This is a genomic window from Pseudomonas sp. PAMC 26793, from assembly GCF_000313235.1.
Lineage (GTDB): Bacteria > Pseudomonadota > Gammaproteobacteria > Pseudomonadales > Pseudomonadaceae > Aquipseudomonas > Aquipseudomonas yamanorum.
In genome coordinates, this window is record NZ_AMXG01000046.1 from 19868 (window position 1) to 46215 (window position 26348).

General features: G+C 62.6%; 25 protein-coding genes. 11 read left to right on the top strand and 14 right to left on the bottom strand.

Annotated features, from left to right (window positions below; translation table 11 throughout):
* Nucleotides 1–50: 50 nt before the first annotated feature.
* The 8 genes from D109_RS0126025 to leuC form a co-directional block, all read right to left on the bottom strand.
* Entirely contained in the window at nucleotides 51–1061 is a 1011-nt protein-coding gene (locus tag D109_RS0126025) for a chemotaxis response regulator protein-glutamate methylesterase (RefSeq protein ID WP_017479456.1), read from the bottom strand.
* Nucleotides 1058–3349 carry a hybrid sensor histidine kinase/response regulator gene (locus D109_RS0126030; protein WP_017479457.1) on the bottom strand — a complete coding sequence of 764 codons (2292 nt, stop codon included), beginning with the start codon at nucleotides 3347–3349 and terminating at the stop codon, nucleotides 1058–1060. Before D109_RS0126030 ends, D109_RS0126025 begins: the two co-directional genes overlap by 4 nt.
* Nucleotides 3346–4032: a chemotaxis protein CheW gene (locus D109_RS0126035; RefSeq protein ID WP_017479458.1), complete on the bottom strand. Its 687-nt coding sequence runs from the start codon at nucleotides 4030–4032 to the stop codon at nucleotides 3346–3348. Before D109_RS0126035 ends, D109_RS0126030 begins: the two co-directional genes overlap by 4 nt.
* Complete coding sequence (locus tag D109_RS0126040) at nucleotides 4029–5276, bottom strand: protein-glutamate O-methyltransferase CheR (protein ID WP_017479459.1); 1248 nt, start codon at nucleotides 5274–5276, stop codon at nucleotides 4029–4031. Before D109_RS0126040 ends, D109_RS0126035 begins: the two co-directional genes overlap by 4 nt.
* A complete protein-coding gene (locus tag D109_RS0126045) occupies nucleotides 5276–5788 on the bottom strand; it encodes a chemotaxis protein CheW (RefSeq protein ID WP_017479460.1) in 513 nt (170 codons plus the stop codon). Before D109_RS0126045 ends, D109_RS0126040 begins: the two co-directional genes overlap by 1 nt.
* Nucleotides 5788–7410 (bottom strand): methyl-accepting chemotaxis protein, encoded by a 1623-nt coding sequence (locus D109_RS0126050; protein ID WP_017479461.1) that lies wholly within the window; start codon nucleotides 7408–7410, stop codon nucleotides 5788–5790. Before D109_RS0126050 ends, D109_RS0126045 begins: the two co-directional genes overlap by 1 nt.
* A gap of 709 nt (nucleotides 7411–8119) precedes the next feature.
* Nucleotides 8120–8734: a 3-isopropylmalate dehydratase small subunit gene (leuD, locus tag D109_RS0126055; protein ID WP_017479462.1), complete on the bottom strand. Its 615-nt coding sequence runs from the start codon at nucleotides 8732–8734 to the stop codon at nucleotides 8120–8122.
* A complete protein-coding gene (gene leuC, locus D109_RS0126060) occupies nucleotides 8731–10152 on the bottom strand; it encodes a 3-isopropylmalate dehydratase large subunit (protein WP_017479463.1) in 1422 nt (473 codons plus the stop codon). Before leuC ends, leuD begins: the two co-directional genes overlap by 4 nt.
* A gap of 251 nt (nucleotides 10153–10403) precedes the next feature.
* On the opposite strand from leuC, the gene D109_RS0126065 reads away from it, so the two are divergent.
* The 8 genes from D109_RS0126065 to D109_RS0126100 are packed head-to-tail and all read left to right on the top strand — an operon-like array spanning nucleotide 10404 to nucleotide 16557.
* Nucleotides 10404–11606, top strand: coding sequence for a PepSY domain-containing protein (locus tag D109_RS0126065; RefSeq protein ID WP_017479464.1), 1203 nt, complete (start codon nucleotides 10404–10406; stop codon nucleotides 11604–11606).
* Nucleotides 11603–12142, top strand: a complete 540-nt coding sequence (locus tag D109_RS0126070; protein WP_017479465.1) for a hypothetical protein — start codon at nucleotides 11603–11605, stop codon at nucleotides 12140–12142. Before D109_RS0126065 ends, D109_RS0126070 begins: the two co-directional genes overlap by 4 nt.
* Nucleotides 12139–12468, top strand: coding sequence for a hypothetical protein (locus tag D109_RS0126075; RefSeq protein WP_017479466.1), 330 nt, complete (start codon nucleotides 12139–12141; stop codon nucleotides 12466–12468). The genes D109_RS0126070 and D109_RS0126075 overlap by 4 nt, the downstream gene beginning before the upstream one ends.
* Entirely contained in the window at nucleotides 12465–13025 is a 561-nt protein-coding gene (locus tag D109_RS0126080; RefSeq protein WP_017479467.1) for a DUF6162 family protein, read from the top strand. Before D109_RS0126075 ends, D109_RS0126080 begins: the two co-directional genes overlap by 4 nt.
* A 25-nt stretch (nucleotides 13026–13050) precedes the next feature.
* The gene (locus D109_RS0126085) at nucleotides 13051–13971 is read left to right on the top strand and encodes a metal ABC transporter substrate-binding protein (protein WP_023659272.1); all 921 of its coding nucleotides are present in this window, start codon (nucleotides 13051–13053) and stop codon (nucleotides 13969–13971) included.
* Complete coding sequence (locus D109_RS0126090) at nucleotides 13968–14714, top strand: metal ABC transporter ATP-binding protein (protein ID WP_017479468.1); 747 nt, start codon at nucleotides 13968–13970, stop codon at nucleotides 14712–14714. The genes D109_RS0126085 and D109_RS0126090 overlap by 4 nt, the downstream gene beginning before the upstream one ends.
* Complete coding sequence (locus D109_RS0126095; RefSeq protein ID WP_017479469.1) at nucleotides 14711–15610, top strand: metal ABC transporter permease; 900 nt, start codon at nucleotides 14711–14713, stop codon at nucleotides 15608–15610. The genes D109_RS0126090 and D109_RS0126095 overlap by 4 nt, the downstream gene beginning before the upstream one ends.
* Complete coding sequence (locus D109_RS0126100; RefSeq protein ID WP_017479470.1) at nucleotides 15610–16557, top strand: metal ABC transporter solute-binding protein, Zn/Mn family; 948 nt, start codon at nucleotides 15610–15612, stop codon at nucleotides 16555–16557. The genes D109_RS0126095 and D109_RS0126100 overlap by 1 nt, the downstream gene beginning before the upstream one ends.
* Nucleotides 16558–16707: 150 nt before the next feature.
* Here D109_RS0126100 and D109_RS0126105 read toward each other — a convergent pair whose 3' ends face one another.
* The 5 genes from D109_RS0126105 to D109_RS0126125 all read right to left on the bottom strand — a co-directional run bounded on the left by D109_RS0126105 (nucleotide 16708) and on the right by D109_RS0126125 (nucleotide 21432).
* Complete coding sequence (locus tag D109_RS0126105) at nucleotides 16708–16932, bottom strand: MbtH family protein (RefSeq protein WP_003209001.1); 225 nt, start codon at nucleotides 16930–16932, stop codon at nucleotides 16708–16710.
* Between the two features lie 53 nt (nucleotides 16933–16985).
* Nucleotides 16986–18386, bottom strand: a complete 1401-nt coding sequence (locus D109_RS0126110; RefSeq protein ID WP_017479471.1) for an aspartate aminotransferase family protein — start codon at nucleotides 18384–18386, stop codon at nucleotides 16986–16988.
* Nucleotides 18387–18536: 150 nt separating this feature from the next.
* Nucleotides 18537–19310, bottom strand: coding sequence for an N-acetylmuramoyl-L-alanine amidase (locus D109_RS0126115; RefSeq protein ID WP_017479472.1), 774 nt, complete (start codon nucleotides 19308–19310; stop codon nucleotides 18537–18539).
* Between the two features lie 122 nt (nucleotides 19311–19432).
* Entirely contained in the window at nucleotides 19433–20752 is a 1320-nt protein-coding gene (locus D109_RS0126120; protein WP_017479473.1) for an ATP-binding protein, read from the bottom strand.
* Entirely contained in the window at nucleotides 20752–21432 is a 681-nt protein-coding gene (locus D109_RS0126125; protein ID WP_003209011.1) for a response regulator, read from the bottom strand. The genes D109_RS0126120 and D109_RS0126125 overlap by 1 nt, the downstream gene beginning before the upstream one ends.
* A 175-nt stretch (nucleotides 21433–21607) precedes the next feature.
* Here D109_RS0126125 and dsbD point away from each other — a divergent pair, with 175 nt between their 5' ends.
* From dsbD to dsbG, 3 genes are read left to right on the top strand one after another with little or no spacing between them, the layout of a single operon-like run.
* Complete coding sequence (gene dsbD, locus D109_RS0126130) at nucleotides 21608–23338, top strand: protein-disulfide reductase DsbD (RefSeq protein ID WP_017479474.1); 1731 nt, start codon at nucleotides 21608–21610, stop codon at nucleotides 23336–23338.
* A complete protein-coding gene (locus D109_RS0126135; RefSeq protein ID WP_017479475.1) occupies nucleotides 23338–24207 on the top strand; it encodes a TlpA disulfide reductase family protein in 870 nt (289 codons plus the stop codon). Before dsbD ends, D109_RS0126135 begins: the two co-directional genes overlap by 1 nt.
* On the top strand, nucleotides 24183–24944 hold the full coding sequence (gene dsbG, locus D109_RS0126140) for a thiol:disulfide interchange protein DsbG (protein ID WP_017479476.1): 762 nt from the start codon (nucleotides 24183–24185) through the stop codon (nucleotides 24942–24944). Before D109_RS0126135 ends, dsbG begins: the two co-directional genes overlap by 25 nt.
* A gap of 81 nt (nucleotides 24945–25025) precedes the next feature.
* Here dsbG and D109_RS1000000132370 read toward each other — a convergent pair whose 3' ends face one another.
* Nucleotides 25026–26243, bottom strand: a complete 1218-nt coding sequence (locus D109_RS1000000132370; protein WP_017479477.1) for a hypothetical protein — start codon at nucleotides 26241–26243, stop codon at nucleotides 25026–25028.
* Nucleotides 26244–26348 lie beyond the last annotated feature (105 nt).

Sequence of the window (26348 nt, forward strand, 5' to 3'; positions counted from 1 at the left end):
TACGGTCACCTGAATTACTACCTGCAGGCCAGGACAGCGTGTGATATCGGTCATTTTGCGAATACTTCCAGCAGTCGTGGCGCAATTCTGTCCAATGGGCGAATTTCAACAGCCGCGTCGATCGCCGCTGCCGCTTTGGGCATGCCGTAAACAGCACAGCTTTGCTGGTCCTGCGCGATGGTCAGGTAGCCTTGCTGACGCATCAATTTAAGTCCCTGGGCGCCATCACGGCCCATCCCGGTCAGCAGCACGCCGACGGCATCGCCATTCCAGTGGCTGGCGACGCTCTCGAAAAACACGTCGATGGACGGCCGGTAAATCTCGTTCACAGGCTCGGCGGTGTAGGCCAGCGTGCCGTTCTTCAGCAGACGGATGTGGTGGTTAGTGCCCGCCAGCAACACGACGCCACTTTGGGGCGGCTCGCCTTCCCGAGCCAGGCGCACCGGCAGGCCAGAGGCGCTGCTCAGCCATTCGGCCATGCCAGCGGCGAACACCTGGTCCACATGCTGCACCAGCACAATGGCCGGCGAAAAGTCCCGGGGCAAGCCCTTGAGCAGGGATTCCAGGGCAGCCGGGCCACCGGCGGACGAACCAATGGCCACCAGGCTCTGGCGTTTGCCCATGGTTCGCTGGGGCGCAGGCTCGGCCCGCACGCGGCTGCCACGCTGGCCGATCAGCCAGCCGATGTTGAGGATCTTGCGCAGCAACGGCGCCGCGGCGTCCTTCGGGTTACCCACCCCCAGCGCGGGGGTGTCGACCACATCCAGGGCGCCATGCCCCATGGCTTCAAACACACGGCTGACGTTGGCCTGCCGGTCGACAGTGACGATAAGAATCGCGCAAGGGCTCTCGGCCATGATCTGCCGGGTGGCTTCCACGCCGTCCATCACCGGCATGATCAGGTCCATCAGAATCAGGTCGGGGGTCAGCTCGGCGCAGCGCTGCACCGCCTCCAGGCCATTGTTGGCGACCCACACCACTTCATGGGCCGGTTCAAGACTCAGCGCCCGGCGCAAGGCTTCCACGGCCATGGGCATGTCATTGACGATCGCAATCCTCATGCCCGGGCTCCTCCAATCAGCTCTACCACCGCGTCCAACAACGCGTCGTCATGGAAGCTGGCCTTGGCTAGATAATAGTCGGCGCCGGCGTCCAGTCCACGGCGGCGGTCTTCTTCCCGATCTTTGTAGGAAACAACCATCACCGGCAGGGATTGCAGGCGAGTATCACGGCGCAAGAGTGTGACCAATTCAATACCGTCCATGCGAGGCATATCAATGTCAGTGATCAACAGGTCGAAGTCTTCGGAGCGCAGCGCGTTCCAGCCATCCATGCCATCGACCGCCACGGCCACTTCGTAACCGCGATTAAGTAACAATTTGCGTTGCAGCTCGCGCACGGTCAGTGAGTCATCCACCACCAGAATACGCTTGCGCGCCGCTTCCTGGGTTTGCTGGGTGCGCCGGGCGATGCGCTCCAGACGACCGGTATTCAGCAGCTTGTCCACCGAGCGCAGCATGTCTTCAACGTCGACGATCAACACCACCGAGCCATCATCGAGCAAGGCACCGGCGGAGATGTCCTGGACCTTGCCCAACCGGGCATCCAGGGGCAACACCACCAGCGTGCGCTCGCCGATAAAACGCTCCACGGCAATCCCGTAGACCGCATCGCGCTCGCGGATCACCACGACCTTGAGGGTTTCCTGATTGCCCTGTCCCGGTGGACGCTGCAGCAACTGGCTGGCAGCGACCAGGCCGACATGCCGGCCTTCGTGCCAGAAATGCTGGCGGCCTTCCAATTGCACGATGTCGTCGGGGGCCAGGTCACACATGCGTTCGATGTGAGCCAGCGGAAACGCGTAGGCCTCTTCGCCGACCTCCACCACCAGGCTGCGCACCACCGACAGGGTCAACGGCACTTCCAGGTGGAAGCGACTGCCCTGCCCCGCCGTCTGCTCCAGCACCACCGCACCGCGCAACTGGCGAACCATATGCTGCACCGCATCCAGGCCGACCCCGCGCCCGGAGACCTCGGTGACTTTGTCCCGCAGGCTGAAGCCCGGCAGAAACAGGAACGTCAGCAGTTCCTCTTCGCTCAGGCGCAAGGCGGTTTCCACTGGCGACAGATTCCGGTCGACGATGGTGCTGCGCAGGCGTTCCAGGTCGACACCGTTGCCATCGTCGCTCAGTTCCAGCACCAGCAGGCCGGCCTGGTGGGACGCTCGCAGGCGGATCAAGCCTTCGGCAGGTTTGCCGGCCAACAAGCGTTGCTCGGGCATTTCGATGCCGTGGTCGACGGCATTGCGTAATAAGTGAGTCAGCGGCGCTTCAAGCTTTTCCAGTACGTCGCGGTCGACCTGGGTCTTCTCGCCTTCGATTTCCAGGCGTACCTGTTTACCGAGGCTGCGGCCCAGGTCACGCACCATGCGCACCTGCCCGGCCAGCACGTCGGCAAACGGCCGCATGCGGCACGCCAGCGCGGTGTCGTACAAGACTTGGGCGCGCTGCCCGGCCTGCCAGCCGAACTCATCGATTTCGGCGGTTTTTTCCGCGAGCAGCGCCTGGGCTTCGCTCAACAGGCGGCGCGTGTCAGCCAGGGCTTCCTGGGCTTCCAGGCTCAGCTCAACGGTCTTGAGATGGCCGTCGAGGTTTTCCAGGGCGCGGGCACTGTTGCTCTGGATGCGCTTGAGGCGTTGCAAACTGGCCAGATATGGCTTGAGCCGCTGGGTTTCCACCAGGGATTTGCTGGACAGGTCCAACAGGCTGTTCAAGCGTTCGGCGGTAACCCGCAATACCCGCTCGCCGCCTTCGGTCATGGGCTTGCTCTGGCGTGGCTGCTCGGCACTGACGGGCGCCGCGGGTTCGGGCTCCGGCGGCAGGGTCAGCAGCGCTTCCATCGACAGTTCAGGTTCTGGCACGGGTGTGGGTGGTGGCGCAGCGGGCGGTGCGACTTTTTGCGACGAGTCGAGCAACCGCTCCATCAGCGCCACGTAGGACTCGATGTCCGCCGGGCCAACGGTATTGCCCGGCGTGGCGATGCGCATCAGCAAATCCGTGCCTTGCAGCAACGCATCGATATGTTCGGGCAGCAGGTACAGCCGGCTTTCCTGGGCGCTGACCAGGCAATCTTCCATCACATGGGCGACGCTGACACCCGCGTCCACCCCGACAATCCGCGCCGCGCCCTTCAGGGAATGGGCGGCGCGCATGCAGGCTTCGAGCTGGTCGGCCTGGGTCGGGTTGCGCTCCAGGGCCAGCAGGCCGGCGCTGAGCACCTGGGTCTGGGCGTCGGCTTCCAGGCTGAACAGTTCCAGCAGCGAGGCATCGCGCATCTGGTCGGGGGTCATGTGAGGCTCCGGGTCACGGCAGACAACAATTGCGCCTCGTCCAGCCAGCGCAGGCTGCGGCCTTTCCACTGCAACACGCCTTGGGTATAGCGGGCGCTGGCCTGGGTGCCCGAGGCAGACGCCGCGTTCAAGGTGCGCTCATCAATGGCATGGATGCCGTCCACTTCGTCCACCGGCACCACCACCGGGCCGTCCTGCGCCGCGATGATCAGCATGCGCGGCATGATTCGCCCGCCACTGGGGCCGCTGCTGGTGTCGTCCAGCCCCAGCAACTCCACCAGGGACAGGCACGCCACCAGCGCGCCACGCACATTGGCCACGCCCAACAAGGCGCGGGAACGCTGATGGGGCAAGGAATGGATCGGTTGCAGCGGCGCCACTTCCACCAGGCAGCGGGTGGCGATGCCCAGCCATTCTTCACCAAGGCGGAACATCAATAGCGAACGGGTGACGACATCGCGTTCGACTTCCGGCGCCGCTACGTGACGATGATCGTCCTGCTGCAAGGCGTAGCGGTCGAGCAGACGCGTGGCGGCGGCGGAATACACCGAGCAGTTGCGGCAGTGAATGTGCTCGGCCAGCAACGGGCAAGACTTGTCGCCGTGGATGCCGATGCGGTTCCAGCAGTCGTCGATGGCTTGGGTGTCGGCCAGGGCCAGGTTCAGCGCGGTATCCAGGGTCATTGTTTACGCTCACTGCGGGCGGCACGGGCCTGCAAACGGCGGGCGCCGGCGACATCGCCCTGGGACTCAAGCAACGCGGCCAAGTGCATCAAGGCCTGCGAGTGCTGGGGTTCCAGGTACAAGGCTTTTCGGTAATACCCCTGGGCTTCCAGGGCACTGCCGGCCACATCGCTGAGCAGGCCCAGCCAATAAAACACCTGGGCCGCCGGCGGATGGCTCTGCAAATAACGCTCGCAGGCGGCACGGGCCTCCAGGCTTTTGCCTTCATTGGCCAGGGTCGCAATCTGGCTGAGCAGATCGGCCGCGTCCGACTGTGGGGGCGACGGCTTGATCGGCACCACCTGAGCACTGAGGGTGCTGAACGGCCGGGGCCTGGTCGGGATAGGCGCGGCACTGCGCTGAGGGATCGGCGCGGGCAGCGGCACAAATACCGGCTCAGGCGCAGGTTCAGCGTGGCGACTGAAGGCAAACGACTGCGGCACACCAATCGAGCGCATGCCCAGGCGCCCCAGCAGGCTGCCCTCGGCAGGCCCGATAAACAGCACGCCGTCGACGTGGGTCAGGCCCTTGAGCACTTCAAACACCTGCTTCTGGGTTGGCTGGTCGAAGTAGATCAGCAGGTTGCGGCAGAACACGAAATCGTAGGTGGGCTCATTGGCCAGCAACGTGGGGTCCAGCAGGTTGCCCACTTGCAGGCGCACTTGCTCGCGTACCCGGTCGGCAATTCGGTAGCCGTCGGTTTGCTCGGTAAAGTGGCGATCGCGGAACTCGATGTCCTGGCCGCGAAACGAATTCTTGCCGTACACCCCGCGACGGGCACGCTCCACCGACAGCGGGCTGACGTCCATGCCCTGCACCTTGAACTGATGCGGCGCCAGACCGACGTCAAGCAAGGCCATGGCAATCGAATAGGGTTCTTCGCCGGTGGAACACGGCAGGCTGAGGATCCGCAGGGCCCGCATGTGCTTGATTTCGGCCAGGCGTGCGACCGCCAGCCGGCCCAGGGTGGCGAAGGACTCGGGGTAACGGAAAAACCAGGTCTCGGGGACGATCACCGCTTCGATCAGCGCTTGCTGTTCGTCGGTGGAGGCCAGCAACTGTTTCCAGTATTGATCTGCGGTCTGCGCATTCAGTGACAGGCTGCGTTGGCGTACGGCACGCTCGATGATCGCTTCGCCCACCGAGGCAACATCGAGGCCGATGCGTTCTTTCAGGAAGTCGAAGAAGCGTTGATCACTGCTCATCAACCCTCCTCGCCGGCGGCAAACAGCAGCGCCTGCACATCAGCCGTCAGCAGGTCGGCCACGCCAATCCACTGAATCAATCCCTGCTCGTCTTCGCGCACCGGGCCCAGGTAACGTGCCTGGCGGTTGTCCAGGCCGTAGGGCTGGAACTCCGCGGGATCACAACGCAGGGTGTCGGTGGCCTGTTCGAGGATCAGCCCCAGCCAGCGCGCCGGAATGAGTGCATCCGGCTGATAATTGACCAACACCAGACGCGTACTGGTGCGGGCCTGGGCCGGTGTACCGAAGGTCAGGGCGCTGAGGTCGATCACCGGCACCATCGCCCCGCGATGGGCAAAGATCCCGGCGACCCACACAGGCGCATGGGCAATGGGCTTGAGCGGCAGGCGCGGCAGCACCTCGGCCACTTCCGTGGCCTTGAGGGCATAGCGTTCATTGCCGATGTGAAACACCAGGAACAGTGCTTTTTTCACTGCCGCAACGGCACCGCGTTTAGCCGCGAGGTCGCTCATCAGACTTTGAAACGCGACACGCCGCTGCGCAGGCCGACCGCGACCTGGCTCAGCTCGTCGATGGCAAAGCTGGCCTGGCGCAACGACTCCACAGTCTGGCTGCTGGCATCCCCCAACTGCACCAGCGCATGGTTGATCTGCTCGGCGCCGGTGGCCTGGGCCTGCATGCCTTCATTGACCATCAACACCCGCGGCGCCAAGGCCTGCACCTGGTGGATGATCTGCGACAGCTGCTCGCCCACTTGCTGCACTTCGAACATGCCACGGCGCACTTCTTCGGAGAACTTGTCCATGCCCATCACCCCGGCCGACACCGCCGACTGGATCTCGCGCACCATCTGCTCGATGTCGTAAGTGGCCACGGCAGTCTGGTCGGCCAGGCGCCGTACTTCGGTGGCCACTACGGCAAAACCGCGACCGTATTCACCGGCCTTCTCGGCCTCGATGGCGGCGTTGAGGGACAGCAGGTTGGTCTGGTCGGCGACCTTGACGATGGTGACCACCACCTGGTTGATGTTGCCGGCCTTCTCATTGAGGATCGCCAGCTTGGCATTCACCAGGTCAGCAGCGCCCATCACCGAGTGCATGGTTTCTTCCATGCGCGCCAGGCCTTGCTGGCCAGAACCGGCGGCTACCGAGGCCTGATCGGCAGCGGTGGAGACCTCGGTCATAGTGCGGACCAAATCCTTGGAAGTGGCCGCGATCTCCCGGGAAGTAGCGCCGATTTCCGTAGTGGTTGCAGCGGTTTCCGTGGCGGTGGCCTGTTGTTGCTTGGAAGTGGCGGCAATCTCGGTGACCGAGGTGGTGACCTGTACCGAGGAGCGCTGGGCCTGGGATACCAGGGCGGTGAGTTCGGTCATCATGTCGTTGAAGCCGGTTTCCACTGCGCCGAATTCGTCTTTGCGTTCGAGGTTCAGGCGTTTGCTCAGGTCGCCGGTGCGCATGATTTCGAGGATGTCGACGATGCGTTTCATCGGCGCCATGATCGCGCGCATCAGCAGCAGGCCACAGAGGCCGGCGGCGAGGATCGCGAGGATCAGTGAGACGCCCATGCTGATTTTTGCAGCGGACACGGCGTCGTCGATGGCATTGGTGGCGCGGTCGGCGACGTTTTTGTTTTCGGTAATGATGTCGTTGAGCTTCTTGCGGCCTGCGGTCCAGGTCGGGGTCAGCTCTTCATCGAACACTTTGCGGGCGGCGGCGATGTCATTGCGTTGCAGGTTGTCCGTTACGGTGGCCAATGCCTTGTTATAGGCCTGGTGCAGGGCTTCGAATTTATCGAACTCGGCCTGATCTTCGCTGCCGTTGATGGTTGCCTTGTAATTGGCCATTTGTGTGAGGATGCGGGCTTCGAAGGCCTTGTAGTCGGCCTTGTCGGCATCGGTGAGTGTCTTGTCTTTGCGCAGGCCAATGATGTCGAGGGTGTCGAGGTAGCTGTCGACCCAGGCGCTGCGGATCATCGAACTGAGGTAGACCCCGGGGACTGCGTCGTCGCGGACTGACTCCTCGCCAGCCTCGATCTTCAACAGGCGTGAATACGAGACCACTACCATCAGCAGCATGATCGCGATGATGACCGCAAAGCTTGCCAATATCCGTTGGCGCAAGGTCCAGTTCTTCACAGTAATTCCTCGAGGGCCATTCAAATGGAGGGGAGTATAGCTGAGCGGGTGCCATCATTAATCAACGGGTTGTGGGATCTGGGTCACGCGCGGGGGGGAAAGTTTTCTTGGAGGGGGGGGGACATGTCCGTTGCTGCGGTAACGGCGGCTTAGGGTTCCGCCCTTACGGCGGCTCACTTTTGAACAGCGCAAAAGTAAGCAAAACGCTCTTGCCCCACCACTCGGCTCCTCGCCTAGGCTCGGAGTGCCCTCACTCCGGCCTTGGACCGTGGGCCGCCGCGATGGGCCATCCTTGGCCCAGCGCGGCTAACCCGGCGTCCTGCCGGGTTACCCACGCTCCAAAGCCTGCGTTCGGCCAGCGTGGTTTAACGGGGCGCCTAAGATCAAATCAAAGCAAAGCACAGCGGCCTCCGGCCGGCTTGAGTGTTGAAGAGCAAAATCAAAATCTAAAGCGGGCACGGTCCAAAAAATGTGGGAGCGGGCTTGCTCGCGAAGGTCGTTAACGATGACGCGGGCATTCTGGATGAACGCGGCGCTCTCAGGTTTTTCGCGAGCAAGCCCGCTCCCACAGAAAAGCAGCTCTGCTTTCGCTCTGGCTTCTAACACTCAAGCCGGCCGGGAGGCCGCTGTGCTTTTGATCTGACTGCCCCAATAAGCCCGAGGCCGAACGCAGGCAGTGCGGAGCAGCCAACCTACAACAACATCCCTATCACCCGAGCCAAGGATTGGCCGCCAGATGCTCCCGCTCAAACGCCTTGATCTGCTCGCTGCGCTGCAACGTCGTGCCAATGGCATCCAACCCCGACAACAACGCAGTCTTGCGCAACGTATCAATCTGAAACCCAATCACCTGCCCGTCCGCCAAAAGAATCTCCTGCGCCTCAAGATCCACACTGATCTGCGCCTGTTCAGGCTGACTCACCACCTGCCCCAACCGCTGCAACACCGCCTCCTCCAGCGTGATCAACAACACCCCGTTACGCTGGCAGTTGTCATAGAAAATCCCCGCAAAGCTGCTGCCGATCAACGCGCGAATGCCCATCTGCTTCAAGCCCCACACCGCATGCTCCCGGCTGGAACCACAACCGAAGTTCGGCCCCACCACCATAAAGCTCGCGCCCTGCCACGCCGGCTGGTTCAGCACGAACTCCGGGTTAGGCTCGCCCGATGCCAAGAAGCGCAAATCAAAGAACAACCCGCGATCCAGCCCGTTACGGTCGATGCCCTTGAGAAATTGCTTGGGCATGATCACGTCAGTGTCGATATTGGCCGCCAGCATCGGCGCGGCCTTGCCGGTGATCCGAGTGAAAGGTTGCAAGCTCATGTGCGCTCTCCAAAATGGCGAATATCCGTCAGGCGGCCGGTGATGGCAGCGGCGGCAACCATGGCCGGGCTCATCAGGTGCGTACGGGCCCCCGCCCCCTGGCGGCCTTCGAAATTGCGGTTGGTGCTGGAGGCGCAGCGGTCGCCGGGCTCCAGCACGTCATCGTTCATCGCCAGGCACATCGAACAGCCGGACTGGCGCCATTCAAACCCGGCGTCGATAAAGATCGCAGCAAGGCCTTCGGCTTCGGCCTGGTCGCGCACTTCGGTGGAGCCCGGCACGATCATCGCCCGCACGTGGTCGGCCACGTGCTTGCCGCGCACGACGCTGGCCGCATCCCGCAGGTCTTCGATGCGGGCGTTGGTGCAGGAGCCGATAAACGCATGGCTGATGACGATCTCGCTCAGGGGCATGCCGGCTTCCAGGCCCATGTAGTTCAGGGCGCGGCGCATGTCCTGGCGCAGGATCAGGTCGCTGACGTCTTGCGGGTCCGGTACGCGGGCGCCGATGGGCGCGGCCTGGTCGGGGCTGGTGCCCCAGGTGACCATGGGCTCCAGGGCGGTGGCGTCCAGTTGCACTTCGAGGTCGAACACGGCGTCGGCATCCGAGTGCAGTTGGCGCCAACCCACGAGGGCGCGCTCCCACAACTCGCCCTTCGGCGCGCGGGGTTTGCCCTTGAGGTAGGCGAAGACTTTTTCGTCCGGCGCCATGAACGCACCACGGGCGCCCGCTTCCACCGCCATGTTGCAGATGGTCATCCGCGCCTCGACGCTCAGGGCATCGATGGTCGAACCGCAAAACTCAATGGCGTAGCCGGTGGCACCCGAAGCGCCGATCTTGCCGATCAGCGCCATGATCACGTCCTTGGAGGTCAGGCCGTGGGCCAGTTCGCCGTCCACGGTCACGCGCAGGCTTTTCAGGCGCTTGTAGACCAGGGTTTGCGAGGCCAGCAGATGCTCGATTTCCGAGGTGCCGATGCCAAAGCCGAATGCGCCCAAGGCACCGTAGGTGGTGGTGTGGCTGTCGCCGGCGGCGATCACCATGCCCGGCAGAATAAAACCCTGCTCCGGGGCGATCACGTGTTCGATGCCTTGGCGCTTGTCGAGGATATCCAACAGCTCAATCCCGAAGTCCCGGCAGTTTTCTGCCAGGTACGACACCTGGCGCGCGCCGCCCGCATCCGGCATGGTCGCGATGCGCTTGGGTGTGGTGGGGTTCACATGGTCGACCACCGCCAGCGCCGTGCCGGGGCGCCATACGCCACGGCCTGCCTCGCGCAAGCCGCTGAAGGCTTGCGGGCTGGTGTATTCATTGATTACCTGACGGTCGATGTACAGCAGCACATGGCCCTGGTCATCCAGGCGGCACACCGTGTGGGAGTCGATGTGTTTGTCGTAGAGGGTTCTGGCAGCAGTCATTATTGGGCTCGCTCAACGGTATGACTCCATCATAGGCAGCGCCCCTGCCCCATCAATCCCACCTTGGTGATGACTCGAAACATGTTTCGTGTTGCATGAATGGCTATCCGAAACATTTTCTTTCATATCCACCTTAGGGTTTTGCATTTCTCATCCGTCTTAACTTAGATACAGCCGCTCGCGTCAGCAAAAGCTACGGGTGGCGTTTTCCGGGCCTTTACCGCCTCTCTCCGATCAAGACCCTCATTCACATGTCGAAGAAGTCACGCTCAAAACTCTGGTTTCTCGTGCACAGCTGGCTGGCCTTGCCCATCTGGTTCTTTGTGCTGATCGTCTGTGTCACCGGCACCCTGGCGGTGGTCAGCCAGGAAATCGTCTGGCTGGCCAACCCGGACATCCGCGCCAGCAAGCCATCGGACGATGCCGAACCGCTCACCTACGACCAAGTGATCGGCGCCATCAAGCGCGCCGAACCCCAGGTGATCGTCGAGTCCCTGAGCCGTCCGGATGAGTCGCACTTTGCCCTCAGCGCCAACCTCAGCTATCCCGATGGGCGCTCGCTGGAGGTCTACGTGAACCCTTATACCGGGGTGATCCAGGGCATCAGCCCGGCGTTCAACTTCCAGGCATTTACCCGTGCACTCCACGGCTGGTGGCTGGTGCCCTTCACCAACGGTTACAGCTGGGGCTGGTACCTGGTGTCGTTGCTGGGCTTGCCGCTGTTGGCGTCGCTGGTCACCGGCCTTGTGGTCTACAAACGTTTCTGGAAAGGCTTTTTCAAGCCGACCCTGCGCTTCAACCATGGCGCGCGCATCTTCTGGGGCGACTTCCACCGATTGAGCGGCATCTGGTCGATCTGGTTTATCGCGGTGATCTCCATCACCGGCACCTGGTTCCTGATCGAGGCGACCCTCAGCGATAACCAGATCACCCTTTCCAGCGAGCCGATCGTCCCGGCGATTGCCCGCGACAAAGTGCCGATGTCCGCAGCGGGCGTACCGGCACCCATGATTCCACTGGACGAGGCGATCAGTATCGCCACCCAACGTATCCCGGGGCTTGAGGCCAGCTTTGTGAGCCTGCCCAGCAACGCTTACAGCCACCTGCGCATCGGCGGGCGTGGCTGGTACCCGCTGATGTTCCAGACTGCGGAAATCAACCCGTACAACGGCGAAATCGCCGTCTCGCACCTGCTGTCCGACCGTTCGGCCCTGGAGTTCGTCACCGAATCCATGCGCCCCCTGCACACCGGGGATTTTGGCGGCCTCTGGATCAAGTTGATCTGGGCCTTCTTTGGCCTGGTGTTGAGCATGATGGTCTTGAGCGGCCTGCTGATCTGGACCAAACGCACGGCCCTGGCGACCCTCAACGCCCTGAAACGTGAAGCCAAGGCATCCCGGCAACCGGCAAAAACCCAGGTCTTGCAGGCTGAAACCACGGAGGGCAATCAATGAACAAGGCCATGACGGTTCAACCGCCCTCGCCACTGCGGGCCTTCTGGCTCAAGTGGCGCTTCCACATCAATATCCTGCTGTTGCTGGTGCCCCTGGGCTTTATGCCCAAGTACTTTGCCGACGCGGCGCTGTTTCGCGGCGACAGCGGCCTGGGCGAACGGGAAGTCGGCGAAGTACAGGTCGGCCCCTGGAGCCTGAAGCTCGCCGAGCTGCGCAACGAGCCACCGCGCCCCGACCCGGCGGGCCCGATGAAATCCTTCAATGCCGCCCTGTGCGCCACCTGCATCGACCAGGTCAAGGCCACCTACCTGCGCATCGGCAAGCCCCGCAGCCTGCGGGCCGCCGGGGTGATTTTCTTCGGTACCCCGTACCGCATGGGCGCCATGCTGCCGATCCCCGAACGCACACCACTGGACGCCGACGTGTGGATCACCATGGAAGGCTGGGACGGCGCCATGCACCAGGCCTCCATCCCCTTGAGCCAGGCATCGCCGGCCACCATCGACTGGCTGAAAAAACGAGGAGTTAAACCATGACTTTGCCGCAACTGGCCCGCACCGTTGGCGCGCTGATCCTCTGTGCCGGCTTCAGCACCGTTGCCCTGGCCCACAACCCGATGTGCGAATGCAAGGAAATCCCCGGCGAGCAGATCCAGTGCACTGGCGGTTTCTCCGATGGCAGCGGCGCCCCGGGGGTGACTCTGGATGTGATCGGCTATGACGAAACCATCCTGGTGCCCGGCAAGCTGGGGCAAGACTCGACGCTGACCTTCAAGAAGCCGTCCGCCGAGTTCTACGTGTTGTTTGATGCGGGCCCCGGCCACGTGGTGGAAATCGACCAAGCGGATATCCAGCCCCAATGAGCCGTACAACCCAAGTGGTGCGCCCGGCCGGTGCCGGGCACGAAACCCTGTATGTCCTGCTGTTGTGCCTGATCATCCTCACCGTTGCCGGCACCGTGGTGGCCTTGCGCGGTGAAAGCCAGGAGATCGCCGCCGTGCCCAGCCACCAACTGGACGCCCGCCGCGACCTCAGCGCCGCCGAGCAAGGCATTTACGCCGACCTGCGGGTGACCCTGGATGAAATCCACCTGCTGCAGGAGGAACACAGCGCCCTGCCGACGCCTGAGCAACTGGCGGAAGAAGGCTTTGCGCCCTTCGCCCAGGACGCCAGCTCGGTGAGCCGCGGCGACCACCGCTGGCAGTTGCTGGACGCGGCCTACCTGGGCTTGAGCCAGACACCGGACCTCAGCGGTTCGTTGTTGATGCGCATCCGGGGCGCCGAGCCGGATATCTGGCTCAACCGCAGCGCCAACCTCACCGCCCCCTCCGACCTCACTGACCAGGCGCTGATCAGCGCGGGATGGCAGCAAGTAGTCGCGCAATTCGATGCCGGTGTCACCCGCCAGCATCGCCATTGAATTCACGCTGTAGCGAGAGAAGACCATGTCTATTTCATCTCCATTATTACGTCTGGTGCTGGTCGGCCTGATTACCGTGCTGCTGGCCCCATTCGCGAGTGCCGACCCTGCCAAACGCCTGCGCATCGGCATCACCCTGCATCCTTATTACAGCTACGTGGCGAATATCGTCGGGGACAAAGCCGAAGTCGTGCCGTTGATTCCGGCCGGCTTCAATCCCCATGCCTACGAACCTCGCGCCGAAGACATCAAGCGCATCGGCACTCTCGACGTGATCGTGCTCAATGGCGTCGGCCATGACGATTTCGCCGACCGCATGATCGCCACCAGCGAGCGGCCGGACATCCCGGTGATCGAAGCCAACGCCAACGTGCCGCTGCTGGCCGCCACTGGCAACGCCGCGCGCGGTGCCGGCAAGGTGGTCAACCCGCACACCTTCCTGTCCATCAGCGCCTCGATTGCCCAGGTGAATAACATCGCCCGGGAACTGGGCAAACTCGACCCGGACAACGCCAAGACCTACACCCAGAACGCCCGGGCCTACGGCAAGCGCCTGCGCCAGATGCGCGCCGACGCCCTGGCCAAACTGACCAGCGCGCCCAACCCCGACCTGCGGGTGGCCACGGTGCACGCGGCGTATGACTACCTGCTGCGGGAGTTCGGCCTGGAAGTCACCGCCGTGGTGGAACCGGCCCACGGCATCGAGCCGAGCCCCAGCCAGTTAAAGAAAACCATCGACCAACTGCGGGAACTGGATGTGAAAGTGATCTTCTCGGAGATGGACTTCCCGTCCAGCTACGTCGATACCATCCAGCGTGAATCCGGGGTGAAGCTGTATCCGCTGTCGCACATCTCCTATGGCGACTACAGCGCGGAAAAATACGAAGTGGAAATGACCGGCAACCTCAATACCGTGGTGCGGGCCATTCAGGAGTCCGGGGCATGACAACGGCGGAACACTTGAGCGTGGCCAGCGTTGGCCCGACCCTCGACTTCAATAACGTGGCGCTGACCCTGGGCCGCACGGTGATCCTCGACGCAGTCAGTTTCCAGGTCCGGCCCGGCAGCATCCATGCGCTGGTGGGCCCCAACGGCGGCGGAAAAAGCTCGCTGATCAAAACCCTGCTGGGGCAAACGCCGCACCAGGGCCAGCTGAGCCTGCACTGGCCGGAGGCACCCGGCACCATCGGCTATGTGCCCCAGGCGCTGGAGTTCGACCGAGGCTTGCCGATGACCGTCGACGACTTCATGGCTGCGATGTGCCAGCGGCGTCCGGCGTTTCTCGGGTTGTCCAAACACTACGCTGCCGCGATTGGCGACGCACTGGAGCGGGTCGGCATGCAGGACAAGCGCAAACGGCGCATGGGCGCCTTGTCTGGCGGTGAACGCCAGCGGGTGCTGCTGGCCCAGGGCTTGATCCCGGCGCCGCAATTGCTGGTGCTGGACGAACCGATGTCGGCGCTGGATGAAGCCGGTATCCAGGTGTTCGAGCGCCTGCTGAACGACTGGCGTCAGGACGGGATTACCGTGCTGTGGATCGAGCATGACCTGGAAGCCGTCGGCCGCCTGGCTGACCGCGTCACCGGCCTGAACCGCCGCGTGCTGTTCGACGCCACGCCCAAGGAGGCGCTGACCCCGGACCGCCTGCTGACCCTGTTCTCCACCCACCCACGGAGCCCGGCCTTATGAACTACGAAGCCTTTCGCTTGATGGTCCAGGGCTGGGCGTCTTCCGGGTATTTGCCCGAAGCGCTGGCCTATGGGTTTGTGGTCAACGCCCTGCTCGCCGGGTTGTTGATCGGCCCGGTGCTGGGCGGTTTGGGCACCCTGGTGGTGGTCAAGCGCTTTGCGTTCTTTTCCGAAGCGGTGGGCCATGCCGCCTTGACCGGCGTGGCCGTGGGCATTCTGCTGGGGGAACCCTACACCGGGCCTTACGGCAGCCTGTTCGGCTACTGCCTGTTGTTCGGGATCCTGCTCAACTACTTGCGCAACCGCACCGGCCTGGCGCCGGATACCTTGATCGGCGTGTTCCTCTCGGTGTCCCTGGCCCTGGGGGCGAGCCTGCTGCTGATTCTGGCGGGCAAGATCAACGTGCACATCCTGGAAAACGTGCTGTTCGGCTCAGTGCTGACGGTGAATGGCAATGACTTGCTGGTGCTGGCGATTGTCGGCTCACTGGTGATGGCTTTGGCCCTGCCGCTGTACAACCGCATCATGCTCGCCAGCTTCAACCCACAACTGGCGGCGGTGCGCGGGGTAGCGGTGAAGACCTTGGACTATCTGTTCGTGATCCTGGTGACGCTGATCACCGTCGCGGCAGTCAAGGTCATCGGCGCGATCCTGGTGGGTGCGTTGCTGGTGATTCCGGCGGCCGCCGCACGCCTGTTGAGCCAGTCGCTCAAGGGCTTCTTCTGGATCTCGGTAGTGATTGCCACCGTCAGCACCCTGTGCGGGATCCTGCTGCCAATCATCTTTGACCTGCCGATTCCGTCCGGTGCCGCGATCATCCTGGTCGCCGGTATCGCCTTCGCCCTCGCCGCCATTGCTCGCGGCACGGTCCCCAGCCTGAAAGGGAATCTTGGATAATGCGCCCGATGTTTCGACCACTGCTGCTGGCCCTGGCCATTGCCACACCGGCGTTCGCTGCCGACGGTGTCAAGCCGCTACAGATCACCGCCAACCAAGGCATCGGCCATGCTGCCTTGAACAAGGCCCAGGCGACAAAGCCGGTGAAAGTCCTCGCCGCCTTGCCGATCACCTATGGCTTGGCGCAGGTGTTGCTCAAAGGCACCGACGTGCAGCTTGAACGCGCGGCACCGGCCAACCTGCCCGGCTCACGGCAAGTCGCCTATTTCACCGGGCGCGGTGCACAGGCATTGAACACCCTGGCTCTGGACGCCGACGCGGCCATCGGCCTGCGCTCGTTGTGGCCGGATGACCCGCTGTATCCGGTGGCCCGGCGCAGTAACATCCGCATCGTCGAAGTCGACGCCGCCCGCCCGGTGGACGGTGGTTTGCCGGGAATTGCCGTGCAGCCGGGCGCCACCGACGGCCTGAACAGCCAGCCATGGCAGGCCAGCAACAACATGGGGCGCATGGCCGATGTGATGGCCACCGACCTGAGTCGCCTGGCCCCCGAGGCCAAACCGCAGATCGAAGCCAACCTGGCCGGCCTGAAGCAACGCCTGCTCAAGCTTACCGCCGACAGCGAGGCGCGACTGGCCAAAGCCGACAACCTGACGGTGGCCAGCCTGAGTGATCACTTTGGTTACCTCGTCAGTGGCTTGAATCTGGAACTGGTCAGCACCGACGCACGGGCCGATACCGAGTGGACACCCGAGGCGTTGCAGCAACTGAGCGAAGGCTTGAAGGAGAATGAGGTGGCCGTGGTGCTGCATCACCGCAAGCCAAGCGATGCGGTGCAGGCGGCGGTCACGGCGGGTGGGGCGAAGTTGCTGGTGCTGGGCACCGATGGCGCCGACCCGGTGGCGGAGCTGGAAGGCAATGTGGACCAAGTGATCAAGGCGCTATAACGCGCCTCTCACAGGCAAAACACAGTAAATGTGGGAGCGGGCTTGCTCGCGAAAGCGGTGTGACAGTCGACACTTAACAGTGACTGACACGACGCCTTCGCGAGCAAGCCCGCTCCCATATTGGGTTTTATGTGATGCCCGAGACCTGGATCAGCCCGCCAACGCCTGGCTGTCCATCTTCTGGCGCAGGCTCAGCGGGCGCATGTCGGTCCACACCTCTTCGATGTAGGCCAGGCACTCTTTCTTCATCCCGCTCTTGCCCACGGTGCGCCAGCCTTCCGGCACAGCCTTGTAGTCGGGCCAGATGGAATATTGTTCTTCATGGTTGACCACTACCTGAAACAGGATGTCTTCGCGGTCGAATACTGAGGTCATTACGGTTCTCCATCGGTGTAATGTAAGAAGGAACGTGCCAGCCTGGTAAAAAATTAGAGGCGGGTGACGGCTGCCGCCAAGGCGCGGCCAAAAATCTCGGCCACACGGTCGATTTCTGTGGCGGTAATCACCAGCGGTGGCAGGAAACGCACGACGCTGCCGTGTCTCCCACCCAGTTCGAGAATCAGCCCGCGCTTGAGGCATTCACGCTGCACCAATGGCGCCAGTTGGCGATGCACCGGCGGATGGCCCTGAGTGTCGGGGGCGCCTGCGGGATCCACCAGCTCCACGCCGAGCATCAGCCCACGGCCACGAATGTCCCCCAACTGCGGGAAGTCCCGCTGCAGGATGCGCAGGTGCTCACCAAGGCGCTTGCCCATGGCGGCCGCGTGGGCGGGAATGTCGTGGTCCTTGAGGTAGCGCATCACTGCCGACCCGGCGGCCATGGCCATCTGATTGCCTCGGAAGGTCCCGGCATGGGCGCCCGGCAACCAGGTGTCGAGCCAGTCGCGATACACCACCACCGCCAGTGGCAGGCTGCCGCCGATGGCCTTGGACAGCACCACCACGTCCGGGACGATACCGGCGTGTTCGAAGGCAAACATCTTGCCGGTACGGCCAAAGCCGCTCTGGATTTCGTCAACGATCAACGCCACACCGGCTTGTTCGGTAATGCGGCGCAGGCCGCGCAGCCAGTCGAGATCAGCCGGGATCACGCCGCCCTCGCCCTGCACCACTTCCACGATCACCGCCGCCGGCAGCAATACACCGGCCTCGGGGTCGTTCAGCAGGTTCTCCAGGTAATGCAGGTTGACCTTCACCCCTTCTGCCCCACCCAGCCCGAACGGGCAACGATAGTCATAAGGGAACGGCAAAAATTGCACGCCATTGCCGAGCAAGGCACCCAGCGGTTTTTTCGGCCCGAGGCTGCCCATCAGGCTCAGGGCGCCCTGGCTCATGCCGTGATAACCGCCCTGGAACGACAACACCGTGCTGCGCCCGGTGGCGGTGCGCACCAGTTTCAGCGCGGCTTCCACCGCGTCTGTACCAGTGGGGCCGCAGAACTGGATCTTGGCTTCCCGCGCCAGCGCTGGCGGTAGCAGGCCGAACAGGTCCTGCACGAATTGGTCTTTGACCGGCGTGGTCAGGTCCAGGGTGTGCAACGGCAATTCATCGCTCAGCACCTGGCGAATCGCCTCGATCACCACCGGGTGGTTGTGCCCCAGTGCCAGGGTGCCTGCACCGGCCAGGCAATCGATAAAGCTGCGGCCTTCAACGTCCTCGACGTAGATCCCGCGGGCGCGCTTGAGCGCCAGGGGAATGCGCCGTGGATAGCTGCGGGCATTGGATTCCTGCTGGCGCTGGCGGGCCAGCAGCGGGGTTTCGTCAAACTGGTAGAGCGTTTCCGCAGGGACCGCTTGGGTCTCTTCAATACGGCTGGTAGCGACTGACATTTCCAGATCCCTCAATACGCTGATGATGGTGACCAAACTGCCAACCCGTTGGCGTCTGGCCCAAGGGCAACGCACGGATTTCCTGTTCTGGAAACGCATCAGCGACGAGAGGATTTACACCTGTGGTCGTTAAAAACCGCTTTAGCGGATTTACCCGGCAACCCCGGTGTATTTTTCATTCAACGCATACAGGATTGCGCAGGTCTCTGCATCCAGCCGCCCGCTGTAGTCACCGGGGCGAAAATGCATCTGAAACGCGCGGACGCGCTGCTGAAAACCCAGGCGGTTTTTCGCCGGGGCATATCCGTAGCGCTGAAAGGCCCGTTCGACTTCAACCTCTAGCGGCAGGCCGATATTGAATCGGCGCAGATAGGCCACCTTGGCCATTTCGTCATACCAGGCCCCCACGCCCGCCTCGTACAGGCAACGCCATGGCAAACGAGGGCCGGGATCGCTCTTGCGCCAATAGGCAATGTCCGAATGCCCGAGGATGTCGGTAGGACCTATAGCCGGGTAACGCCTTTGAATGTCGCGAATCAGGGCAATCAATACGTCGATCTGTTCATGACCATACGCGGGAAAGGTAAACACACCGGCGTCATCCCGGGCCTGATTGACGATTTCAATCCCGATCGAGCGGCTATTGAGGTTGTCGTGACCGGCCCAGTGGCTGGCACCGGCATGCCAGGCACGCTGCGCTTCGTCCACCAGGCGGAACACCCGCAGTTCGTCGTAACCGGCGGCGCGGTAGCTGGCGTCATGGGGGTCAACCAACAGGTAGTGAGCACTGACACCGTCGCGGGTCAGCGTACGCAATGACGAGGCAAAGGGCGCTGCGGTGTAATGCACAATCACCTGGCGCACGGCTTCGCCATTGCGTTGATTAAAGTCTTTTGCGGGAAACGTGGAATCGATGACCAACATAGGCGCTGTCCTTTTCAACACAGGCTGAGTCATTCAGCCCGTTCAAACACAAAAAAATGACCGCCATCCTGAAGCGTTGCGCTTGAGGCTGGCGGTAGCTATTTGTGCCGTGAAAAGAAAGTTCAGCGACGCAACGGCATGCCCAGGTCGACGCGCATGCCGTCCGCCTGGCTGTCGAATTTCAAGGAGCACGAGCAGCGCTGCACGATTGCCTGGACAATCGCCAGCCCCAGGCCGCATCCCGGGCTGTTGCCGTTGCGCCAGAAGCGCTGGGTCAGGTGTTGCAAGTCTTCGCTGGAGATCGGCGCGCCGTGGTCGCGCACCCGGAACACCACATTATCGCCAGCGCTGGACACACTCAGTTCCACCCGGGTATCAGGCGGGGTGTGGCGCAAGGCGTTGTCCAGCAGGTTGCGCAAGGCGGCGACGGCCAGGCCCACCGGCATTTCCACCGGCTTTTCGGACAGACCGTCTGCCAGGATCAGGTCAATGCGCTGATTATCGCCGCCATTGGCGTCCTGGATCGCCAGTTGTGCGACCTGCTCGGCACTCGATTGCAGGCCGTCATCAAACGACAGGCTGCCTTCAACCCGCGCCAGCAGCAGTAACTGCTCGAGGGTGCGATGCAAGCGGTCGGCGCCCTCCTCGGCATGGGCCAGGGACTGGTCACGGGCGGCGCCTTCGGTCATGCGCGCCACTTGCAGGTGGGTCTTGATCGCCGTCAGCGGGCTGCGCAGTTCGTGAGCCGCGTCGCCGGTCAAGCGGCGTTCGCGTTCGATGGTCTTGGCGATGCGCTGCAGCAGCTGGTTCTGGGTATCGAGCAGCGGTTTAAGCTCGCTGGGCAGCGGGCTGATCTGCAAGGGTTCGAGGGAGTCGGCACTGCGGCGCATCAAGGCGTCACGCATGCGGTTGAGCGGCAACAGGCTTTGGCCGATCCCCAGCCAAAGCAGGCACAGGCAGCCCAGCAGCGCCACACCCACCGGCACCGAGGCGGCCAGCAGGATCGAGAGGTTCAAGGCTTCACGCTCCACCTGCCGGTCGGCGGTGGTGATAAACAAGTCGCCACGGGACAGGGTAAAGCTGCGCCAGCCCACGCCATCAATCATCTGGTCGCGAAAGCCGCTTTTGCGCGACTCCAGGCCCTGGTCCGGGGTGGTATGGCTGCGGGCGAGCACCACCCCGCGCAACGAGCTGACCTGGCACGCCATGCCGCCCGGTACATTCAATTGTTCGGCGCTGAAATGTGCGCCCTCACCCGTGCTGGAAAGGCCGGGCATCTGCTCCATCAGCCCGGCGACCATGCGCGCCGACGCCACCAGGCGCTGGTCGAGGGAGAACATCATCTGGTTGCGCAGGTCGTTGAGCATCCACGCGGCAGCCAGGGCCCAGATCAGCACAAAGGCCGCGCCGAGCTTGAAGGTCAGCCGCAGGCGCAGGCTCATCACGAAGCGTCCTCTCCACCGTCAGCCGGGCCCAGGCGATAGCCCAGGCCGCGCACGGTTTCGACGATGCCGTTGCCGAGTTTGCGCCGCAGGTGGTGGATGTGCACGTTGAGGGCGTTGCTTTCCAGTTCGTCGTTAAGCCCATAGACGCTGTCCTTGAGCTGCTCGCTGGAGAGTACCCGGCCGCGGTTTTGCAGCAGGGCCTGCAACAGCGCCTGCTCGCGGCGAGAGAGGTCTACCGACTCACCGCCCAACAGGGTTTCGCGGCTGCTGGGGTTGTAGGTCAGGCGCCCGTGTTCAATCAGGTTAACGCTGCGCCCGGCCACCCGGCGCAACAGGGTGTGCAGGCGTGCGGCCAGTTCTCGCAGGTCGAAGGGTTTCAGCAGGTAATCGTCGGCACCGGCTTGCAGGCCATCCACCCGGTTGGTCACCGAATCCCGTGCCGTAAGAATCAGCACCGGGATCTCCAGGCCCTGGCTGCGCAATTGCTGCAGCAGCTTCAAGCCGTCTTCATCCGGCAGGCCGAGGTCGAGTACCATCACGTCGAACTCCGCCACCTTGAGCATCGCCCGGGCAGCGGCAGCCGTGCCGACGCGCTCGACGGTCAGCCCCTGGGCGCTGAGCCCGGCAACAATGCCGCTGGCGATCAGTTCGTCGTCTTCACAAACCAGTACGTGCATGGTGAACCCTTTGCAAAATGTGAAGGTGATTAAAAAGGGAGTGGATTAAGCACACATTATGCCGCCAGCCCGCGTAAACCCGGATAATCCCTGCTGTCTAGGATAGCCCGGTTAATCATTGGTTAATCAACACCACACATTGTGTGTCCCACTTGCTTCGAACTAAGGCTTGATCATGCGGCATCTGTTTATCTTTCTGCTGGTAGTGTTTGCTGGATTCGCCCAGGCCGCGCCGGGCAACAATCCATTCGAGACCAAACCCGACTTCCTCCCGGTGGGCAAAGCCTTCACCTTTACCTCCGAGCGTCTGGCCTCCGGCGAAACCCAGCTGTATTGGCAGATTGCCGACGGTTATTACCTGTACCAGCAGCGCATGAAATTCGATGGCCTGGCCGAAAAGCCGACGCTGCCCCAAGGCGAAGCCCACAGCGACGAGTTCTTCGGTGAGCAGCAGGTGTATCGCCAGGGCCTGGAAGTGAAGATTCCCGCTGGCGCCACCGGACAGATCAAGCTCGGCTGGCAAGGCTGCGCCGATGCCGGCCTGTGCTACCCACCGCAATCAATCACCGTTGACCTGGGTGGCAACCCCGCCGTAGCCGCCACCGGCCAGGCCCAGGACCAAAGCCTGGCCAGCGGCCTGCAACAGCGCAGCCTGGGCTGGAGCCTACTGGTGTTCTTCGGCCTGGGCCTGCTGCTGGCCTTTGCCCCGTGTTCCTTGCCGATGCTGCCGATTCTCGCCGGCCTTGTGGTCGGCAGCGGCGCCAGCCCACGGCGCGGCTTTGCCCTGGCCGCCAGCTACGTGGTGTGCATGGCGCTGGTGTATGCCGCCCTCGGTGTATTGGCGGCGCTGCTCGGCGGCAACCTCGCTGCCCTGCTGCAAACTCCGTGGATCCTCGGCAGCTTCGCCGCGTTATTCGTGATCCTGGCCCTGCCGATGTTCGGCTTCTTTGAACTGCAACTGCCGGCCTTCCTGCGGGACCGCCTCGACAACGTCAGCCGCAACCAAAGCGGCGGCAGCCTGGTGGGTGCCGGCGTGCTCGGTGCCTTGTCCGGCTTGCTGGTGGGCCCGTGCATGACTGCGCCCCTGGCCGGCGCCCTGCTCTACATCGCCCAAAGCGGTAACGCCCTGCACGGCGGCTTGATCCTGTTTGCCATGGGTATCGGCATCGGTGTGCCGCTGTTGCTGCTGGTGACCGTGGGCAACCGCTTCCTGCCCAAGCCTGGCACCTGGATGAACATCCTCAAGGGCATCTTCGGCTTCCTGTTCCTCGCCACCGCCGTGCTGATGATTCGCCCGGTGGTCGGTGAAACCCTGTGGCTCGGCTTGTGGGGTGTGCTGGCGCTGGTCATGGCCTATTGCGGCTGGCGCCTGGCCCAGGACTTCGGGCGCACCGCCATGCTGTTCGGTGCCGGTTCGCTGGTGCTCGGCCTCTGGGGCAGCGTATTGGTGATCGGCGCGGCCGGCGGCAGCGACGACCTGTGGCAACCGCTGAAGGTCTACAGCGGCTCGCGGGTGGCCGGTGCCCCCAGCGCCCATGAAGCCTTCATGACCATCAACGACCCGGCCGTGCTGCAAAGCCAGCTCGACAGTGCCAAGGCCCAGGGCCAATGGGTGCTGGTGGACTACTACGCCGACTGGTGCGTGTCGTGCAAGATCATGGAAAAACAGGTGTTCGGCAAACCCGAAGTCATGGACGCCCTCAAGGATGTGCGCCTGCTGCGCCTCGACGTCACCGCCGATAACGCCGCCAGCCGCGAGCTGCTGGGCCGCTACAAAGTCCCCGGCCCGCCGAGCTTCGTCTGGATCGGCCCTGATGGTGAAGAGCGCCGCGCCCAGCGCATCACCGGCGAAGTCGACGCCGCCGCCTTCCTGCAACGCTGGACCCAAGCCCGGGAAGCCCTCTGATGCTGACACTGACCATCGGCACCTTCGCCATCGCCCTGAATCACTTGCTGCTGATCACGGCGTTGATCCTCGCCACCCTGGTGGGCTGGCGGGTGGCAAAGCGCGGCGGCGAGAACCCCGAGTCGGTGCTGTTCACCCTGTTTCTGCTGGGCATGCTCGCCGCGCGCGTGAGCTTCGTGCTGATGTATTGGTCGTATTACCAGAATGACCCGCTGCAGATCGTCGACCTGCGGGACGGCGGTTTTCTCGCCTGGCCCGGCGTTATTGCGCTGATCCTCGGCGCCCTGATTTACGGCTGGCGCCGCCCGCTGCTGCGCAAGCCCCTGAGCGCCGGCGTGATCACCGGCCTGGCGTTCTGGGCCCTGACCAGCCTGTCCCTGACCCTCTACGAAAAAGGCACGCACCTGCCGGACATCGCCCTGCGCAACGCCAATGGCGAGACCGTGCAACTGGCCGACTACAAGGGCGGCCCGCTGGTGATCAATCTGTGGGCCACCTGGTGCCCGCCGTGCCGGCGCGAAATGCCGGTACTGGAAAGTGCCCAGCGCCAACGTCCGGACGTGACCTTCCTGTTGGTCAACCAGGCCGAAAGCATGCAAAGCGTCGCCACCTACCTGGCGACCCAAGGCCTGAACCTGGACAACGTGCTGTTCGACGCCAGCGGCCGCCTGGGCCAGGCCGTCGGCTCCATGGCCTTGCCCACCACCCTCTTCTACCAACCTGATGGTCGCCTGATCAACAGCCACCTGGGCGAGTTGTCCCAGGCCAGCCTGGCCCGCGCCATGGAGCGCTTCGAGCCGACCACCGCTAAACCGGCCCAGCCGGCTACCACAAGGAATTCGCCATGCTCCGCCTCCGCCACCTGCTGACCCTGTTGCCCCTGACACTGGCTGCCACCCTCGTCCAGGCTGAAGACTGGCCGGCGCCGATCAAGAACATCGAAGCCAAGGGGGCCAAGATTATCGGCAAGTTCGATGCCCCCAGCGGCCTCACGGGTTATGCGGCGCAATACCAGAACCGTGGCATGGCGCTGTACCTGACTGCCGATGGTAAAAGTGTGATCGCCGGAAACCTGTACGACGCCGACGGCAATGACCTGAGCACCGCGCCCCTGGAAAAGCTGGTGTATGCGCCAATGGCCAAGGAGGTGTGGGCCAAGATGGAACACAGCAACTGGATCCAGGACGGCAACAAGGATGCGCCGCGCATCGTCTATTTGTTCAGTGATCCGAACTGCCCGTACTGCAATATGTTCTGGGAACAGGCGCGGCCATGGGTGAAGTCGGGCAAGGTGCAGCTACGGCATATCATGGTGGGGATTATTCGTGAGGACAGCCCGGGCAAGTCGGCGGCGCTGTTTGCCGCCAAGGATCCCCAGCAGGCGCTGGAAGCCCATGAGTCGGCCGGTAAAGGCAGCAAGCTGCAGGCGCTGGAGAAGATCCCGGCGGATATCCAGGCCAAGCTTGATTCGAACATGAAGCTGATGGATGAGCTGGAGTTGTCGGCGACGCCGGCGATTTTCTATCTGGATGACAAGGGTGGGTTGCAGCAACAGCAAGGGGCGCCGTCGCCGGATAAGTTGGTGAAGATTCTCGGGCCGAAATAAGCACCGCCTAACGTTCGTTTCGGAGATAAAAAAGCCCGAGGTACTCGGGCTTTTTCATAAACTCAAGAAGCTGACATTCATCTAGGTTTCCTGTAAGCGCAACTTGCTCAACGCATAATCGTTACCCATACCAGTGGCTATATGGCTGATGATCTCCACCTCAGCTTCCGTACCGCCGGCAATAAATGTTCCACCCATCCACGCCCATTGCCGGGTCGTTATGTTGGTGGGTTCGATACAAACATGGCCATTGACGAGTACCGATAACCTGGGCGTTGTAAATGAACTATTGGTTCGCAAAACATCCATGCCGAACTGGTAGGTCACACCAGGCGCAAGCCCGGAAAAAGACTTCTTCAAGATGACCCCGGCAGATCGTTCCGTGTGCGTGTAGTTGTACAAGTACCAATGATCATCTTCGTTGACGATAACCAAGTCCCTTGGGTCAGCAGCGCCCTCGCCTTTTTCCCAACCGCCCCAGTCATAATCTTTAAAATCTGTCACGTCATCATAGCCAGGCACTTCCGACTCTCCCAGCCGCAGGTTCTCAGTGGTACGGCGCAGTTCATGCGCGTTTGCCGGCAACAGCGATACTTGTGGATCATCAGGCGCGGTTCCTGACGCGCCGTCGTAAGTAATGGCAACGTTCAAGGTGACAGAAGACCAGTCCTCACAACCCAATAGCCATTCACGACGTATCAGTGGCCGGAAAACAAAGCCGGGAGCACTCTCTTCGGCCCTTACAATATGCCCGTCAAACACCCACTGAAATCGAAAATGCCCCACAAGGTGCTCATTGCCAACGGCCAGAATCCACAACCGCTGCCCTTCGTTAAGAAAGGGTGGAGCCTTAAGCTCGATCCGTGCATCGCCGCGAAACTTGCGTAAGTCCAGCCAACGCCCGCCGTCATGTTCCACTGCATCGACAAATACCGGAGCCGGCAGATCCTCGGGCCTGAGGTATTCAATCGTGAGGTCAAGGACATGTGATTCACCCACTGGGCTCTCGTACCAGATCATCACAGTCTTGCCAATACAGCGGCCAATCAATGCTGGATCAATATCTACCTCGGAACTGCCACTGTCGCTGCCGGAAGTCTCAAACTGTGCCAGCGGCTCGTTCTGTTCATCCTTCAGTGCCCAATATAGCGTTATAGGCATACTCTCCTGCATATCATCAAAGGTAATGGTCACCTGTGTACCGTTCTCGGCATTCAGCGGATACAACGTGTTATTGGAGGTGGCAAATTTGACTACCGGCACCGGCAGCAAATCTTCAACTGGAGTGATCCTGGACATGATCGGGTCTCTTCTCAAAGGAGTGAGCCGCTATCGCCGAAGAAATAGCGAACCACACTGATTCAATACCCCATCACAGCAACTGCCTACTGTCAGATCTGACAG

Bases quoted from the DNA above. Each gene is read 5' to 3' on its own strand.
- D109_RS0126030 (WP_017479457.1), bottom strand. From the start codon at position 3,349: ATGACCCCCGACCAGATGCGCGATGCCTCGCTGCTGGAACTGTTCAGC.
- D109_RS0126110 (WP_017479471.1), bottom strand. From the start codon at position 18,386: ATGTCAGTCGCTACCAGCCGTATTGAAGAGACCCAAGCGGTCCCTGCG.
- D109_RS0126125 (WP_003209011.1), bottom strand. From the start codon at position 21,432: ATGCACGTACTGGTTTGTGAAGACGACGAACTGATCGCCAGCGGCATT.
- D109_RS1000000132370 (WP_017479477.1), bottom strand. From the start codon at position 26,243: ATGTCCAGGATCACTCCAGTTGAAGATTTGCTGCCGGTGCCGGTAGTC.
- D109_RS0126045 (WP_017479460.1), bottom strand. From the start codon at position 5,788: ATGAGCGACCTCGCGGCTAAACGCGGTGCCGTTGCGGCAGTGAAAAAA.
- D109_RS0126040 (WP_017479459.1), bottom strand. From the start codon at position 5,276: ATGAGCAGTGATCAACGCTTCTTCGACTTCCTGAAAGAACGCATCGGC.
- D109_RS0126080 (WP_017479467.1), top strand. From the start codon at position 12,465: ATGAGCCGTACAACCCAAGTGGTGCGCCCGGCCGGTGCCGGGCACGAA.
- leuC (WP_017479463.1), bottom strand. From the start codon at position 10,152: ATGACTGCTGCCAGAACCCTCTACGACAAACACATCGACTCCCACACG.
- D109_RS0126075 (WP_017479466.1), top strand. From the start codon at position 12,139: ATGACTTTGCCGCAACTGGCCCGCACCGTTGGCGCGCTGATCCTCTGT.
- dsbG (WP_017479476.1), top strand. From the start codon at position 24,183: ATGCTCCGCCTCCGCCACCTGCTGACCCTGTTGCCCCTGACACTGGCT.
- D109_RS0126035 (WP_017479458.1), bottom strand. From the start codon at position 4,032: ATGACCCTGGATACCGCGCTGAACCTGGCCCTGGCCGACACCCAAGCC.
- leuD (WP_017479462.1), bottom strand. From the start codon at position 8,734: ATGAGCTTGCAACCTTTCACTCGGATCACCGGCAAGGCCGCGCCGATG.
- D109_RS0126135 (WP_017479475.1), top strand. From the start codon at position 23,338: ATGCTGACACTGACCATCGGCACCTTCGCCATCGCCCTGAATCACTTG.
- D109_RS0126105 (WP_003209001.1), bottom strand. From the start codon at position 16,932: ATGACCTCAGTATTCGACCGCGAAGACATCCTGTTTCAGGTAGTGGTC.
- D109_RS0126115 (WP_017479472.1), bottom strand. From the start codon at position 19,310: ATGTTGGTCATCGATTCCACGTTTCCCGCAAAAGACTTTAATCAACGC.
- D109_RS0126120 (WP_017479473.1), bottom strand. From the start codon at position 20,752: ATGAGCCTGCGCCTGCGGCTGACCTTCAAGCTCGGCGCGGCCTTTGTG.
- dsbD (WP_017479474.1), top strand. From the start codon at position 21,608: ATGCGGCATCTGTTTATCTTTCTGCTGGTAGTGTTTGCTGGATTCGCC.
- D109_RS0126025 (WP_017479456.1), bottom strand. From the start codon at position 1,061: ATGAGGATTGCGATCGTCAATGACATGCCCATGGCCGTGGAAGCCTTG.
- D109_RS0126070 (WP_017479465.1), top strand. From the start codon at position 11,603: ATGAACAAGGCCATGACGGTTCAACCGCCCTCGCCACTGCGGGCCTTC.
- D109_RS0126095 (WP_017479469.1), top strand. From the start codon at position 14,711: ATGAACTACGAAGCCTTTCGCTTGATGGTCCAGGGCTGGGCGTCTTCC.
- D109_RS0126065 (WP_017479464.1), top strand. From the start codon at position 10,404: ATGTCGAAGAAGTCACGCTCAAAACTCTGGTTTCTCGTGCACAGCTGG.
- D109_RS0126100 (WP_017479470.1), top strand. From the start codon at position 15,610: ATGCGCCCGATGTTTCGACCACTGCTGCTGGCCCTGGCCATTGCCACA.
- D109_RS0126090 (WP_017479468.1), top strand. From the start codon at position 13,968: ATGACAACGGCGGAACACTTGAGCGTGGCCAGCGTTGGCCCGACCCTC.
- D109_RS0126085 (WP_023659272.1), top strand. From the start codon at position 13,051: ATGTCTATTTCATCTCCATTATTACGTCTGGTGCTGGTCGGCCTGATT.